This window comes from Streptomyces sp. ADI95-16, from assembly GCF_003721495.1.
GTDB lineage: Bacteria > Actinomycetota > Actinomycetes > Streptomycetales > Streptomycetaceae > Streptomyces > Streptomyces goshikiensis.
The window spans coordinates 170,939-185,028 of the sequence record NZ_CP033581.1 but is presented as its reverse complement, the minus strand read 5'-3'; the positions used below and the strand labels follow the sequence as shown (position 1 = coordinate 185,028).

At 68.9% G+C, this 14,090-nt stretch carries 13 protein-coding genes and 1 pseudogene; 6 read left to right on the top strand and 8 right to left on the bottom strand.

What is annotated here, in order from left to right:
* Window positions 1–117: 117 nt before the first annotated feature.
* Window positions 118–1,020: a LysR family transcriptional regulator gene (locus tag EES41_RS00995; protein ID WP_123074787.1), complete on the bottom strand. Its 903-nt coding sequence runs from the start codon at window positions 1,018–1,020 to the stop codon at window positions 118–120.
* Between the two features lie 123 nt (window positions 1,021–1,143).
* On the opposite strand from EES41_RS00995, the gene EES41_RS00990 reads away from it, so the two are divergent.
* Window positions 1,144–2,025, top strand: a complete 882-nt coding sequence (locus tag EES41_RS00990) for an NAD(P)H-binding protein (RefSeq protein ID WP_123074785.1) — start codon at window positions 1,144–1,146, stop codon at window positions 2,023–2,025.
* Window positions 2,026–2,778: 753 nt separating this feature from the next.
* Here EES41_RS00990 and EES41_RS00985 read toward each other — a convergent pair.
* On the bottom strand, window positions 2,779–3,288 hold the full coding sequence (locus tag EES41_RS00985; protein WP_250569561.1) for a MarR family winged helix-turn-helix transcriptional regulator: 510 nt from the start codon (window positions 3,286–3,288) through the stop codon (window positions 2,779–2,781).
* A gap of 95 nt (window positions 3,289–3,383) precedes the next feature.
* Between EES41_RS00985 and EES41_RS00980 the strand changes: the two genes are divergently transcribed.
* The gene (locus EES41_RS00980; RefSeq protein WP_164495681.1) at window positions 3,384–3,983 is read left to right on the top strand and encodes an SgcJ/EcaC family oxidoreductase; all 600 of its coding nucleotides are present in this window, start codon (window positions 3,384–3,386) and stop codon (window positions 3,981–3,983) included.
* Complete coding sequence (locus tag EES41_RS00975) at window positions 3,980–4,750, top strand: SDR family oxidoreductase (RefSeq protein ID WP_123074779.1); 771 nt, start codon at window positions 3,980–3,982, stop codon at window positions 4,748–4,750. The genes EES41_RS00980 and EES41_RS00975 overlap by 4 nt, the downstream gene beginning before the upstream one ends.
* Window positions 4,751–5,422: 672 nt before the next feature.
* Here EES41_RS00975 and EES41_RS00970 read toward each other — a convergent pair.
* The 4 genes from EES41_RS00970 to EES41_RS00955 all read right to left on the bottom strand — a co-directional run bounded on the left by EES41_RS00970 (window position 5,423) and on the right by EES41_RS00955 (window position 9,022).
* On the bottom strand, window positions 5,423–6,112 hold the full coding sequence (locus EES41_RS00970) for a transposase (RefSeq protein WP_367995758.1): 690 nt from the start codon (window positions 6,110–6,112) through the stop codon (window positions 5,423–5,425).
* Window positions 6,037–6,576 (bottom strand): winged helix-turn-helix domain-containing protein, encoded by a 540-nt coding sequence (locus EES41_RS00965; RefSeq protein WP_123074777.1) that lies wholly within the window; start codon window positions 6,574–6,576, stop codon window positions 6,037–6,039. The genes EES41_RS00970 and EES41_RS00965 overlap by 76 nt, the downstream gene beginning before the upstream one ends.
* Before the next feature lie 129 nt (window positions 6,577–6,705).
* The gene (locus EES41_RS00960; protein WP_123074775.1) at window positions 6,706–7,848 is read right to left on the bottom strand and encodes a hypothetical protein; all 1,143 of its coding nucleotides are present in this window, start codon (window positions 7,846–7,848) and stop codon (window positions 6,706–6,708) included.
* A 520-nt stretch (window positions 7,849–8,368) separates the two neighbouring features.
* On the bottom strand, window positions 8,369–9,022 hold the full coding sequence (locus EES41_RS00955) for an HAD-IA family hydrolase (protein ID WP_123074773.1): 654 nt from the start codon (window positions 9,020–9,022) through the stop codon (window positions 8,369–8,371).
* A 329-nt stretch (window positions 9,023–9,351) separates the two neighbouring features.
* On the opposite strand from EES41_RS00955, the pseudogene EES41_RS00950 reads away from it, so the two are divergent.
* Window positions 9,352–9,630, top strand: a pseudogene (locus EES41_RS00950) (hypothetical protein); the annotation flags it as partial.
* A 425-nt stretch (window positions 9,631–10,055) separates the two neighbouring features.
* Window positions 10,056–11,609, top strand: a complete 1,554-nt coding sequence (locus EES41_RS00945) for an ISL3 family transposase (protein ID WP_254211244.1) — start codon at window positions 10,056–10,058, stop codon at window positions 11,607–11,609.
* A 43-nt stretch (window positions 11,610–11,652) separates the two neighbouring features.
* Here EES41_RS00945 and EES41_RS00940 read toward each other — a convergent pair whose 3' ends face one another.
* Together EES41_RS00940 and EES41_RS00935 are read right to left on the bottom strand one after the other, a co-directional pair.
* The gene (locus EES41_RS00940) at window positions 11,653–12,018 is read right to left on the bottom strand and encodes a hypothetical protein (RefSeq protein ID WP_123074771.1); all 366 of its coding nucleotides are present in this window, start codon (window positions 12,016–12,018) and stop codon (window positions 11,653–11,655) included.
* A 285-nt stretch (window positions 12,019–12,303) separates the two neighbouring features.
* Window positions 12,304–13,182, bottom strand: a complete 879-nt coding sequence (locus tag EES41_RS00935) for a pentapeptide repeat-containing protein (protein ID WP_164495680.1) — start codon at window positions 13,180–13,182, stop codon at window positions 12,304–12,306.
* 566 nt (window positions 13,183–13,748) lie between these two features.
* Between EES41_RS00935 and EES41_RS00925 the strand changes: the two genes are divergently transcribed.
* Entirely contained in the window at window positions 13,749–14,084 is a 336-nt protein-coding gene (locus EES41_RS00925) for a VOC family protein (protein WP_254211243.1), read from the top strand.
* Window positions 14,085–14,090: the final 6 nt, after the last annotated feature.

Sequence of the window (14,090 nt, the reverse complement as noted above, 5' to 3'; positions counted from 1 at the left end):
CGATCGCCCAAGGCGCGGGCGGCGTCGATGAGGCGTCGCCCGCGCGGCCCTGGCCATTCGCTGCGATTGGCGCGACCCAAAGCCGATGCTGGCGCCCGTCGTGAGTGGCGGTGGCCCTCAGGCGGTCGTGCTCTGCATCTGGACCTCTGCTCGTGTGCGCTGGGTGGCTGCGATCGTGCATGCCACGCGTACGAGGGCGGCGACGGCCGGTGAGCGGGCGTCCTGGGGCCACGCGATGGCCAGTGTGCAGTTCGGCAGGTCGCTGACCGGCCGGTAGGCGACCCCAGGGCGCGGGTTGCGTCGGGCGACCGAGGCGGGTGCGAAGAACACGATGCTGCCCGTTTCGACGAGGTTGAAGATCTCCGACAAGTTGGAGGCTGGTCCTGTCGCCCCGGGCTGGCGCGGCGCGGCGCGGCCGGTGTCGGCCGGCGCACCGCTGGGGAGGTGCCGGCCGGCCAGGTCCGCCAGGCACAGCTGGGTCCGGGCGGCCAGCGGGTCGGTGGCGGCCATGGCGACCAGGACCGGCTCGGTGATCAGCGGCTCGCTGTCCAGCCCGCGGTCGTCCATGGGGCAGAGCACGAGCGCCACGTCGGCCAGGCCATCGCGCAGTGCCCTGGGCTGATCGCCGAACCCTCCGAGGATCAGTTCGGGAGGCAGGGCGGCGGGGTCGGTGCTGTAGGCGTCCAGGATCTGCGGCAGCAGGCCACCGTCGATGTCGGCCTTGAGTGCGATGCGCAGCCGGGGCGAGGTGCTGCCTGCGTGCCGAGCACGGTGAGCGGCGGCGGTGATCGCCTCCAGGGCGGTTCTGGCATCGCGCAGCAGGACCTCGCCGGCGCCAGTGAGCTTCACCTGCCGGGTGGTCCGCTCGAACAGCGTCACACCGAGCTGCCGTTCCAGGTCCCGGATCGTGCGGGACAGCGGGGGCTGCGCCATGCCCAGCCGGGCGGCGGCGCGCCCGAAGTGGAGTTCCTCCGCGACCGCGACAAAGTAGCGGAGCTGCCGCACCTCCAGATCATTCATACCCCCAGGGTATCAATCGCGACCAAGTTGATCCTTCACCTGCCACGTTGCTCCGGGTTCACTCGAAAGTAACCGTCCGGCGCCCCTGGGGTTCGCCGTCGACCGCCACGCATGGAGACACTCATGATCGTCATTACTACGCCGACCGGTGACGTCGGCCGACAGGTCCTGGACCGCGTCCTGGACAGCGGTGAGCCGGTCCGGGTGATCGTCCGCGACCCCTCCCGCCTCCCGGAGCATGTGCGCACGCAGGTCGAGGTGGTGGAGGGCTCCCACGCCGACGCGGACACGATCGCGAAGGCACTGGAGGGCGCTGACCGGCTGTTCTGGCTCGTGCCCCCGGCCGGTTTCCGTGACGCCGGCCCCGCCAGGCGCTACTACCTGGACTTCGCCCGGGCCGTAGCCCAGGAGGCCGCGAGCCGGGGCGTACGGATGGTGCACGTCACCTCCCTGGGCCACGGCTACCAGGACGAGGCCGGACTGCTGTCGGCCGCGCTCGACATGGACGAGCTGATCGCGAGCGCCGGCGTACAGTACCGGGCCCTGGCACTGCCGTTCTTCATGGAGAACCTGCTCCGTCAGACCCAGCCGATCACAGAGCAGGGGGTGTTCTCCATGGCGAACACCGCGGACCAGCCGCTGCTGACCGTCGCCACCCGGGACGTGGCCGCCACGGCGGCATCGCTCCTGCTGGACACCGCCTGGAGCGGACAGGCCCGCGTTCCACTGGTCAGCCCCGACAGCCTGGCCCCCGACGCCATGGCCGAGATCATCTCCGAGACCCTGGGTCGCACGGTGCGCTACCAGCAGGTCCCGCTCGCGGACTTCCAGGCCCGCATGGTGCAGCGCGGCGCGAGCCCGGCGCTGGCCCAGGACATGGCCGACATGGTCAACGCGCAGAACAACGGAATCTACGACGCCGAACCCCGCGACCCGGCCTCCGCCACCGCCACCGGTTTCCGCCAGTGGTGCCAGGGCATCTTGAAGCCGGCCGTCCAGTCCTGATCGGCGCGCCGGTCGGTGCCGCGTCCGACTGCAATGTCGTCGTCCGCCGCCACCCGCACGCCCGAGACGGGGGTGCACGGTGATCGACCGGACGGACATCGCAGGCGCATCCAGGACGCGTACGGCAGGACCAGGGTCCCGACATCGGCCCCTCATGGGAAGACCCCTCCGACCTGCCCGGCGGCCGCCCACGGCACACCCCGGACATGTCCCTGGCCCGCTGGCACACGGCCTGCCGCACCGCAGCGCCCGCGTGCAAGGCCGTATTCGACTTCTCTCAGATGCCGCCGCCAGGCCAGGGCCTTTTTTGCGCGCTGCGGCGGGGGTGGTCTTGAACAGCCCCCACCGCGGGGACGCCTGGGGCATATCCGCCCCGATGACGCTGAGGCCGGGATCGGCGATTCGGTACCCGGCGAACACAGCCTCACCGCCGCCGTCTGAGTCGGCGAGGTGGATCCGTCGTGCGCGGCACAAGGCAGGCTCGTCCGGGCCGTGCCGCCCTCGCCGCCGCCGGGCTCCCGCCCTGCGTGGGCACCCGGGAGGCCTGTCCGCATCGCCCTGGCGCAGCCGCCCTGGTGCCCTGGTCACCCTCACGCTCGCCGTGGGCACCCCGGCCGGCTCTTCCCTGACCGTCCGTATCGCGGTCAGGACGGCGCCGCCGACGTCCCGCTTCCGTACGAGCGACCACCGGTCCGAGGCTTGCGCACGCCTTCGCGAGCCCGGCCGACGGCCCGCAGGCCACGGGGCCCGCCCCTATCGGCCGCCCTTGCGCTCCTGCGTCGACGCGCGGATCTCCTCCGTCGCCTCGCGAAAGGCGGGGGCCGCGCGGGAGAAGTAGTCGAAGAGCAGCTCCTGTTGGTCCGGCGTGTAGCCGGCGAGCACCTCGCCGATGCGCTTGCGGGCCGGGCCCACCGCCGCCTCGACGCTCGCCAGCGCGTCCGGCACCGCCTCGACCACGACCTTGCGCCGGTCCGCCGGGTCCGCGGTGCGGCGTACGTAGCCCGCGCGCTCCAGCCGGTCGATCAGTCGTGTCGTCGCCCCGGTGGTGAGTCCCGTCCCGACCGCGAGTTCGCCGGAGGTGAGCCCGCCCGCCAGGGTGATGTGGCTCAAGGCGTACCACTCGGACGCCTGGAGGCCCGCGGCCTCCGCACCCGCCATGCCGTGCAGCCCCACGGCATCGACGTATTCCCGGAAGACCGCCCGCCGGTCGCCCTGCTCCTGCTCCGTCATCGCGTCACCCTTCCCCTTGTGCATTATCTGCATGCATGCAGATAATGCACGTGTGCAGTTGTTGCGTCAGTGTAGTCAACGCGGCGGCTGCCGTCATCCGACAGTTCCGTCGACCGAGAGGCACTCCCATGAACAAGAAGACCGCCAAGCGCGCCGCCCTCGCCACCGCCGCCGTCCTCGCGTTCGGCGCCGCCGCCGCGTACCTCTACCTCGACACCACCTCCGGCATACGGCGCACCGGCGAGGAGAACTGCGCCGACGTCATCCCGGCGGGCGCGAACGCCGCCGACGGCGAGGCCATCTGTGCCACCCTCGACGCCCTCATCGACGCCTGGGCCCGTGGCGACGCGGAGGCGTACGGCCGCCTGTTCACCGAGGACGGCACCTACACCACGTACGTCGGCAGCCACTACGAGGGCCGCGCCGACATCACCGAAGGGCACCGCGCCCTCTTCAAGGACTTCGTCAAGGGCACCAAGCTCGCCGCGAGTTACCTCGACCTGCGCTTCCTCGGGAAGGACGTGGCCGTCCTGACCGGTCGCGGTGACGACTACAGCAGCGGCAAGCCCGGCCTCGCCGACCTGTCCAAGGTCCAGACGTACACCCTGGTCCGCGACACCGACGGCGCTTGGCGCATCGCCGCCTTCCACAACACGCAGCGCCAGAACGTGATGGAGCGCTTCTCCTTCCTCTACTCGCCCGCCACGGCCCCCAAGGCGGAGAAATGACCGCCCTGATCACCGGCGCCACCGAAGGCATCGGCCGCGCATTCGCCCTCGCACTCGCTGCCGAGGGCCACACCGTGACCGCGGTTGCCCGCACCGAGCGGCACCTGCGGGCCCTCATGACCGAACTCGGCCCCGGTGGAGCCGACGGCGAACACGACTACCTCGTGGCCGACCTCGCCACCACCGACGGGGTGCGCACCGTGGCGGCCGCGTTGACGGCCACCCCGTACGACCTGCTGATCAACAACGCCGGCTTCGCCCACCCCGGCTCCTTCGCCGACACGCCCCTCGAACAGGCACTGCCCGCACTGCGCCTGAACTGCGAGGCGGTCGTTGCCCTCGCGCACGCCTTCCTCGCCACCGCCCGCCGCGGCGCGGCCCTGGTCAACGTCGCCTCCACCCTGGCCTTCGCCCCGCAGCCCGGCCAAGCCGTCTACAGCGCGACCAAGGCCTTCGTCGCGTCGTTCTCCGAAGCACTCTGGTACGAGCAAAGGACGCGCGGGGTCTACGTGATGGCCCTCTGCCCCGGACCAACCTCGACCCGCCCCGGCCTGCACACCGACATTCCGGCCGCCCTGGTCCGGACCCCCGAGGCGGTCGTCGCCGCCGCCCTCACCGCCCTGCGCCGACGCCGTCGCCCCACCGTCGTCCCCGGCCGGGCCAACGCCCTCCTCGCCGCAGTGACCCGGTACCTCCCGCGCACCGCCACCCTCTCCCTCCTCGCGGATGGGCCGGGGGCCACTGTTCCGCAAGGACCTCGCGGCTGACGTTCCGCGCAGGCCGGGCGCTGAGGCCGGGGCCGTGGCCAGCGCGCGGCCGTGATTGAAGGAGCTTGCTGCCGATGACGTATCCGCCTCAGAGCGAACCGTTCACCGAAGCCCTCGGGGGAGCGGCCCAGACCCCGGCGATGGCCTACCGGCTGGTGATGGCCATCTCCGACGCGGTCCGCCGCGCCGCCGAGAAACACCTCACCAGTCGGGAGGAGGAGCTCGGCGAGGATGCGGAGAAGACGGGCGCCGGCCGGCCATCTGCGCGGCGTCCTCGGCGACGACCTTCTGGCTGTGCTGGTGCAGGGGGCGGACTGGCCGCAGTTGGCGCCAGCGCGACCTCTCGGTGGCCGGACATCCAATCTCTGGGGAGAGGCCTGCGGCTGAAAGAGGGGGCGAGCAGCCGAGAGGGACGGTGATCGCGGGGGGTACCCGACATGCGGGCTTGACCTGCTGCCGGAAGTGATCGCATCCTCAGCACGGGCACGGCGCGGTGAGGACGGCGCCGTGGTCAGGGTCGAGGAGGCCGAGGTCGCGGCTGGGGCGGGAGAGCGGGCGGGCGATGGCGTCGGGACCTTGCCCAGGGTCTCGACGGCTGGCTGCCAATTGGCGGGGCGGGAACGGATGCCTTGGGGCAGGCGCCGGTGTGGACGTGGGCCGGTGCCTTTGGTCCTACTTGGGGCACTCCGCGCGCAGGGGGCGCATTCGCGCATTGGGGTGTGCTGGTCTCCTGCTCGGCGTTACTGAGGTTTTCAGGGTGGGGTCGGTGGGGTTGATAGCCAGGCCTGTGGCGGTGAGGCAGCCGTCGATCAGGTGTGGCCGGAGCTGGATCCTGCGTAACTCGCGGCGGAGCTTGCGGTCGAGGTCGTCGGGTGTATCGAAAGCGGTGTTGGCCATCGCTCTGCGCACGAGTGACCAGACGGCCTCGACGGGATTCAGGTCGGGTGCATACGGCGGGAGCCGGACGGTGGTGAGCCAGTCGTGCTCGGCCTCGTACTGTTTCAGCCCGGCGGTCAGGTGGGTGTTGAGATTGTCCCAGACCGCCACGATCGGTCCGCCGAGCTGGATGTGGGCCCTCACCAACAGGTCGCGGTAGTCCTTCCAGGAGAAGCTTTTGCGGGCGCCCTTGAGCAGGAGATGGGTGCGGGGCCGGTGGATGAGACGGCTCCTTTCGCCGGGTTTGTAGCAGCACAGGGCCGCGACCGAGGTCCGGCGGCGGGACCTGCCCCGGACGCGGATGACGGGGGTGTGTCCGCGCCGACCCCAGGTGCGGGCGCGAGGCGGCGTCATCGAGAATCCGGCTTCGTCCTCGAAGACGATCCAGGCATCGGACGCCGCCGCGAGCCTTTCACCCGGGGCCACACCTCCTTCTTCCAGAGCTCCACCGCGTGCTCGTCGCGTTCGAGAGCACGGCGGGCAGGTGCCTGCCAGGACCAGCCGTGCCGTTTCAGCAGTCGCCACACCGTCGCCACCGACAGTCTCAGCCGCAGACGACGGCGGATCACCGTCTGGACCTGGGCCAAGGTCCAACGCTGATCGTCGAAGCCGTGCGCTGTCGGACCCTTGCCGAGTTCTTCCTCGAGTACGGCGAACTGGGCATCGGTGACGGTCGGGGAGTTCGCCGGGCCCGCGCAGCGCAAGGCCTCCATGCCGCCCTCGCGCCAGGCCCGGCGCCAGCGTTCCACCGACCGCACACTCACCCGCAGATCCTTCGCGATCACCGCGGTCTTCTCACCCGCCGCGAACCGCTTGCCGGCCTGAAGCCGGATCCCCTCACGAAACGCCCGACGCTCAGCGGTCAGGCCCCCACCCTCCGGATACCTCACCCCACCGGCATACCGCAGGAATCATCAACCGTCACTACCCGACGACAACCCGAAATCCTCAGTAACCGCTCCCACGGCGCGTCCGTCAACTCACTTCGACCTGACACAAGATCAATTATCAGGCAGGCCTTAGACATCTCCGAGACGGATGTTCGGCCGGAGACCGCTTTGTGCCTGTCCGGCGCGCGCGGCCATCATACGGCCGAGTCCGTTGAGGTCTTCGATGCTGAACGCGTTGGTCACCGCGTTGCTGGAGCCTTTGGGAAGGTTGCGGATGTTGATGTAGATGATCAGGGAGCCCGAGCGTACGACCAGGGACATGCGGCCGCCTTCCAGCCCCTGGGCGAGGGTGTAGATGCCCATCCAGCTCTGGTCCCCGACGTTGGGTGTCTTGGGCACCTCGGTGGTCCACTGCGGGTCTCCTGGCGCCGTCATCGTGTCTTCGTGACGGAACTGCTCGACTGTCGGGGTGAAGTCCTTCTTGGCATGTGCGGTGTCGGTGTAGGACATCGCCGTGAAGCTGATCGTCGGGCCATCTTTGCGTAGGAGCTGGTAGAAGTTGAGGGCGGAGGCGATTCGGTCCGCGGAACTAGTGGTGTAGGTACCGGAGTAACCCTCTGAGGGGTGGACCAGCCGGGGCGCGACGTCTTCGGGAGCCGGCAGTATCGATCGCAGAACCTGGACCGACAGCCCGGTGACGGCTGGTTCTGCGTCGGGCGATGCGCTCTCCTGACCCACTGGTCCAGCAGTTGCTGTGGCGGCTACGGCGGCAGGTTGCCCGCTGCCGCCGCTGTCCCCGCTCCCACTTTTCGGGTTGAACAGTTGCACACCGCCGTAGCCGCCCAGGGCCACCAGGGCGGCCAGGACGAAGGCCGCTGCGACGAGAGACAGGCGCGTCGTACGGGTGTTGCTGATCGACACGGGTCCCAGCGAGATCGTGTTGTTGCCCCGCAGGGTCGTGCCCTCGAACGTGATGCTGCCGGTGGTGACCCGGGCCGGCCCGGAGGGGTGCTGCACGGAGAGAAGGGCGGACAATCGCTCGGCGAAGGCCGGGTCGGTATCTGTCTCCACCAGCAGTAGCGCACGCACCTGATCCGCGGAGGCGGCGTCCTCGGGCCGTTCCTCCAAAGCCGTCAGTGCGTCACGGCCGGCATCGGTCCCCACGAATCGGTCACGGACCGCAGAACACACCGCCTGCCCGACTTCCGTACCCACGACGGTGAGGCTCCCCGACGCCATCTGCTGAAGGATCTGAAGCACCGTCTCGACCATCAACAATCCCCGCCCCCGGTGTTTGGTCGTACCCTCAAACCGAATCGCTGATCACGTGCACCGCAATCACGCCGATGCCCAGACGATTGACTGGTATGAAGCCCCGCCGGGCCAACCAGCCGACACCGCGCGAGACCGGCCGAGACCGATCACTCTCAGAGTCTCCGCCGTCACCTCGGCCCAGAGCCGCCCGCACCGCTCGGCTCCATCTCCACCTTCCCACAGGCGGTCCCGCATCGTCAGGGATTCACCCGCAAGGACCAGGCTGCCTAGCCTGCAGCCGATCAGGGCGCGGCTCCAGCCAGGTTCAGGCGTCGGCGAGGCGGCCCAGAAGTGTCGCCTTGTCCGGGCTGCCCGTCGAAGGCCAGGCGCGCGTCAGCGATGACGTCCTGGAGCCTGGAGGTGGTGATCGCCTCCCGAGGCCAGGAAGTGCAACAGGAGAAGCCCGAGTTCGGGGTAGGGAGGGTCCGCAGGGCTTCGGCCACGACCGGTGCCCCTTGCTGCGGCGCCGGGGCGTTTGTCAGACAGGCCCTAGCAGGGATTCGAGCGCGGCCACCGCGGCGTCCTCGTCGCGTGCGAGCACGGTGGTGATGCCCAGGGCGGCGGCCGGAGGAAGGTTGACCGGGTGGTCGTCCACGAACACGCACTCCTCGCCGGCCAGTCCCATGCGCTCCAGGGCCAGCTGGTAGATCGCCGGGTTCGGCTTGGCCAGCCCGACGATCTCCGAGACCACGTGGACGTCGAACAGATCCCAGATGCCGGCGTGCCGGTAGGGGTCGAAGGGGTCCAGTCCGAAGCTGTTGGACAGCAGGGCGAGACGTAGACCGGCGGTTCGCGCAGCCCGGGCCAGAGCGACCATCCGGCGGGCGACCGGGACGCTGGACCACGCCCTGCCCATCAGGTTGACCGGATCGACATGCCGCCCCAACAAGGCGGCGGTACCTTCGTTCCACGTGGCTTGATCGATCTCTCCCACCTCCAGGGCGGTGTACAGGCGCCGCCCTTCCGGATGGTCGTTCAGGGTGTTCCGCCATGCCTCGGCGTCCAGCCCCTCGGCAAGGCACCAGGCCTGGTGCATCGGGCGGGGGTCGGCGGTGAGAACTCCGGCGAAATCCAGGATCAGTCCTCGAATCCGGTGTTCGGGTCCGGCGGCGGTCTCCGTGCTGTGGGGCATCCGGTTCCGTCCTTTCGCGGCGGCCATCACTGGGACGCTACAGCGAGTGGAACCAGCTCGGCTACCGGTGTCTGGAAAGGTGAACTCGTCCTCCAGCTCCGAGTGGATGCCCGCGGTTTCGACCCCCAACCACGCCCCACAGCAGCTGAGTTATGCAGCTCTGGGCCAGTGCTTCGTCGGCCATCCTCCGCGTTCGCCTGAGCGCGCTCTCCTCGTTGACCCTGGTCGGTCTGAGGCTCTCGTGGGTAGCGGCGTCGCAGGGCTGCGAGGGCGGGCGCGAAGGATGGCAGGCCGACACCGGCTCGGCGGGTGTCGAGCCGTTCCGGGTCGACCTGTGCCACTTCATGGAGATCAGCCCGGATATGTTCCGGTTCAGCCGCAACACCCTCACGGAGCGCGGCAATATCGCGAGCTCGGTCTTCTTCGACGCGCTCGCCCGCCTCTTCGACGAGGGCAGCATGACAGACGTCGCCCGCGGTCTGATCTTTGCCGGCTTCGGCCCCGGTATCACCGCGGGGATCGGGTTGGGCAGATGGAACGCGGGCTCACACCCGGACGAGAAGCTGTCCGCGACGTCCGTCCGGCCGCTTCGAAGACGACCAGGGTGACGGCGGATACTGCCGTGTTGACGTCCCGGTGCTCTTCCAGGTGCCGGTAGGCGTCGAGGCAGCTGTGTTCCCTACGCGGACCTGGCTCGGGCTGCTCAAGTGCGGCTCTCCAATGCCGGCGAGATGGCGAGTGGTGCTGTTGTTGTCGGGATGGTCCAGCTTGTCTTCCTGGAATCAGAAATTGCCGGACGCGAGGCCGCGCGGGGCGTCTTCGGCGACGGACCGCGTCCCGATCGCCGTTCCAGCTCGCGAAGCCCCAGCCGTATGCAAGATCCAACTGGAATGTTGTCGGACGACAGGAGAATGGGCTCTGGCACTGATCTTGTGGTCTCGTGACGCAACGTCATCAGATTCCGTCATCCTGTGTGGCGTGCGGTCTTCTGGGTCTTGAAGTGTTGTTGCCGCATCTGGCTGGCCTTGTCTCGGTGGATGAGGTCGAGCGGGCGCCGGGCGTGATCCGAATCGTGGCGAGGGCAGGGGCCTCCGAGGGGCTGTGCCCGGCGTGTGGCACGGCCTCCTCGCGTGTGCATGGCCGCTACGAGCGAAGTTTGGGCGACAGCGCGGTGGGCGGCTCGGCAGTCGTCATCCGACTGCGGATCCGCCGGTTCTTATGCCGGAAGCCCGAGTGCACCACGGTCACGTTCGCTGAACAGATACCAGGACTTACCTCCCCGCATGCGCGTTTCACCCCGGTACGGCTGGAGGCTATGAGAGCGATCGCTCGGGCACTTGCCGGCCGGGCGGGGGCCCGGCTGGCTCGGATGCTGGGCATGCCCGCCAACCGCATGACCCTGCTCCGCCTGCTGCGGCGCCTGCCCGATCCCGAGTTGACCACCGCACCGTCCGTGCTCGGCGTCGACGATTTCGCTTTGAGACGCGGACACGTCTATGGAACGGTCCTGCTCGACATGGAAACCCATCGACCGGTCGATCTTCTGCCGGGGAGGACGGCTGGAACCTTCGCCGCGTGGCTGCGCAGGCATCCCGGAGCGCGGGTCATCTGCCGGGATCGCGCGGGTTCTTATGCCGACGGAGCCCGCACCGGAGCCCCCGACGCGTTGCAGGTCGCCGACCGATTCCATCTGTGGCACAACCTCGGCGAGGTAGTCGATAAGACGGTCCGCGCCCACCAGGGCTGCTTGCGCTCGGTCCCGCACTCGGATCACGACGCCGAAGAGGAGCCCCCGTCGGGAGCCCCACAACCCGGGTTCCACGACGTCAACGGCCGGGAGCGACGTCTTGTCACACGAACCGTCGAGCGCCATTCGGCGGTCCACCGGCTCCTGGCCGAGGGCGCGTCACTCAACGCCATCTCCCGCAGTCTCGGCCTGGCCTTTCGCGCTGTCCGCCGGTTCGCCCGCGCGGCGACCGCCGACGAACTTCTGGCCGGAGCTGTCCACCGCCCCAGCAAGCTGGACGAGTACAAGCCCTACCTGACCCGTCGATGGAACGAGGGATGCCGGGACGGCGCTCGGCTCCACGAAGAGATCCAGGCCGACGGCTGGAACGGCGCCGCGCGGACGGTCCAGCGATACCTGAGCACCTTCCGCGGTCACGCCACTGCCGAGCCGGCCCCCGCCCCGCCACCGAAGCCCCGGCATCTGACCACCTGGATCATGTCCCACCCCGACAACCTGGACCCTGACGACGCCGTCCTCCTCAAGGCAGCTCTTGAGGAGTGCGCCGAGCTCCGCTCCCTGGTCGGGCACGTCCGGGACTTCGCGCAGATGATGACCAAGCGCGAAGGACACCGACTCGACGACTGGATTGCCGCGGCCACGGTCGAGCAGCTGCCCAACCTGTGTTCCTTCGCCCGCGGCCTCCGCCACGATCACGCAGCGGTCTCCGCCGGGCTCACCCTGCCCCACAGCTCCGGCGCCGTGGAAGGAACCGTCAACAAGATCAAGATGCTGAAGCGCCAGATGTTCGGCCGAGCGAACTTCGACCTCCTCCGCATCCGGGTCCTCCACACCCTCTGATCCACGGAGCGCCGCGAGGCCATCAGTGCCGGGCACGACTTCGTCACATGGCCGGACGCCGGCCGGTGCCAAGGAAGCGTGTGACGGAGGAGTCGAGGAGGTTGCCGAACTCCTCCGGGGTGGTGATCTGCGGGCATTCGGTGGTGACCTCGTTGTTGGTCAGTGCGTCGAGGTCTGCCCAGCCGCCTCGGAACAGGACGAGGTGCACCTCAGTCCAACCGTCGGTGCCCAGGATGCGTACGCCGATCGAATCCGGGTCGGCGACGAGGGCTCGGTCGGTCTCGAGCCGCTGAGGCCAGAGAAGGGTCTCTTCGCGCCAGGTGATCGGTTTGGGGCTGAGTCCGGACGCAGTCCAGGCGGGAAGGCGTGCGGTGATCTCGGCGGCAGCTTGGTCGATGGCGTGGTCCATGGAGCGATCTTCGCTTGGTGGGGCTCAACCGCGAAGTGCTGGCTGTGTTCTGGTGACAGACGATACGGGTGAGGCACACACGGTTAGCGACCACAAGATCAGTGCCAGAACCGGAGAATGTCAGCTCGGCGACATGGATGTGGGAGCGACCCGAGGCCGCCCCGTCCCGGAAACAGACGATTCCGGGACGTCCGTCCGCCGCGTCGTCCGGAGCACCGAAGCCATCCTGCGAGGCGGCCCGGAACCGATGCACAACACTGTCGCGGCCCCTGACGTCTCATGTCGCTATAGCCGCCGTGTGAAACTCCGGGGCAGAGTCGTCCTTGGGTCGATCAAAGCGGCGTCGATCTGTGATTGCTCCAGATCGACGGCTCCTTCGAGATTCGCCCCCGTCAGTTTGGTACCTGTGAAGTCCGTTCTCAGCAGAAACGCATCGGTGAACGTTGCACCGGAGGCCAGGGCCATGGTCAAGTTCGCCACGGGCAGCTTGGCACGGGTGAGGTCTGCCCCATCCAGGAAGGCGGAAGTGAGGTCTGCCCCATTCAGCCTGGCGCCGGTGAGGTCTGCCGCGTCCAGGTTGGCGTGGCTGAGGTCTGCCCTACGCAGGTCGGCACCGACGAGGTGGAGACCGCCGAGCTCAAGGACTTCTCGGGCGTCGACGTGAGTGCGGGATTCAGGGCGGGTCAGAGCGGTCAGGGCAACCTGGATGTCTGCGGCGGGTTCGTCCGGCAGGTGGTCAGCGGGGCCGGACGCGTCGCCGCCCGGTTCGCTTCCATTCGTCGTGTCGGTGCGGGCCCGGGGAGCGCTTTCTCGTAGGAAGTGATTGAGGACGCGGGCTGCGTCCGTGGCCTGTTCGGGGGCGTCCTGCACGATCTGTTCGAGGGCGAGGATGCCTCCGATGCGGACATAGAGCTTGTCGGATCCGAGGCGCTCAAGGGCCTTTGTGAAGCGATCGGTGACCTGCCCTCGGCGGGTCAGGCGGTAGGTGCGGGCTGTGTACAGGAGCGCGATTCCAGCGCCGAGCGAAGCGGCACACGCCACCAGCGCCGTACGCAGACCGGTCACCAACGCAGCCGATCCGGCGCCGGCGCCTACGGTCTTCTCGTCGATGTACCGCGCGTCGAGGATGTACGGCCCCTTCCATACCAGCCAGGGAAGCCCCACGCACAACGCAGCTCCTGCCGCCGCTATGAGGAGCCATGCCGCAACGCGCTGCGCTCCGTGCATGAAATGTGCGCGCCTACGGCGACTCCTGAGGGTGCTCGTCATGCACGGTACATGCCCAATCCCGGCATGGTCGCACCTCCGTGGACATGGTCACCGGCAGCGACGGCATCGACGCCCTTGCGACCACGTCGCGTACAGCCTGTGGATGCTCTCCGAGCTGTCACCGCTTACTGACATGCCCCGTGTCGCCGGCCACTGACATCTCGTGTCGTCTCTCACTGACGTCTGATGTCGTCTGACACCGGGTGTATGCAAGATCCAACTGGAGTGTGCAGTGTCAGACGCAAGATGAGGTTGTCCTGTGCAAGGTCACCGGTGTCCTGCCACAGCGGCAGGAGGAAGCTGCCGATGCCCGCTGCGCCGTGGTACCAGTACGGGGCCGCGGGCGCGTTCGTGGCCTGCGCGGGCCACTGGGCCGCTCCGCTGGTGGGATCGTCCTTGCACGCAGGGGGTCGTGCGACGCATAGAAGCGACGCCGCGGGCAGCGGTGAGGGATGACGACGATGCTCGGCGCTTTCGTTTTCGGTACTCCCGACCCACCTGCACTGGCCGACTTCCACCAGGCCCTGCTGGGCTGGGAGGAGGTCGAGCGTGAGCCGCAGTGGGTCCGCCTACGGGACTCGGAACGGGAGCGCCCAGGTCTCAGCTTCCAGCTGGAGGCCGACCACACGCCTCCGGTGTGGCCACAGCTTCCCGGCACGCAGCAGATGCAGGCGCACCTGGACATCCAGGTGGACGACTTGGACGGGGAGACCGAGCGGGCCCGCGCTCTGGGAGCGACGGTGGAGGAGCACCAGCCTCAAGAGGGCGTACGCGTCCTTGTTACAGGCGAGGGCTGATGCGGC

Coding starts and splice junctions, on each gene's coding strand:
- EES41_RS00995 (WP_123074787.1), bottom strand. CDS start 1,020: ATGAATGATCTGGAGGTGCGGCAGCTCCGCTACTTTGTCGCGGTCGCG.
- EES41_RS00990 (WP_123074785.1), top strand. CDS start 1,144: ATGATCGTCATTACTACGCCGACCGGTGACGTCGGCCGACAGGTCCTG.
- EES41_RS00985 (WP_250569561.1), bottom strand. CDS start 3,288: ATGCAGATAATGCACAAGGGGAAGGGTGACGCGATGACGGAGCAGGAG.
- EES41_RS00980 (WP_164495681.1), top strand. CDS start 3,384: ATGAACAAGAAGACCGCCAAGCGCGCCGCCCTCGCCACCGCCGCCGTC.
- EES41_RS00975 (WP_123074779.1), top strand. CDS start 3,980: ATGACCGCCCTGATCACCGGCGCCACCGAAGGCATCGGCCGCGCATTC.
- EES41_RS00960 (WP_123074775.1), bottom strand. CDS start 7,848: ATGGTCGAGACGGTGCTTCAGATCCTTCAGCAGATGGCGTCGGGGAGC.
- EES41_RS00955 (WP_123074773.1), bottom strand. CDS start 9,022: ATGCCCCACAGCACGGAGACCGCCGCCGGACCCGAACACCGGATTCGA.
- EES41_RS00940 (WP_123074771.1), bottom strand. CDS start 12,018: ATGGACCACGCCATCGACCAAGCTGCCGCCGAGATCACCGCACGCCTT.
- EES41_RS00925 (WP_254211243.1), top strand. CDS start 13,749: ATGCTCGGCGCTTTCGTTTTCGGTACTCCCGACCCACCTGCACTGGCC.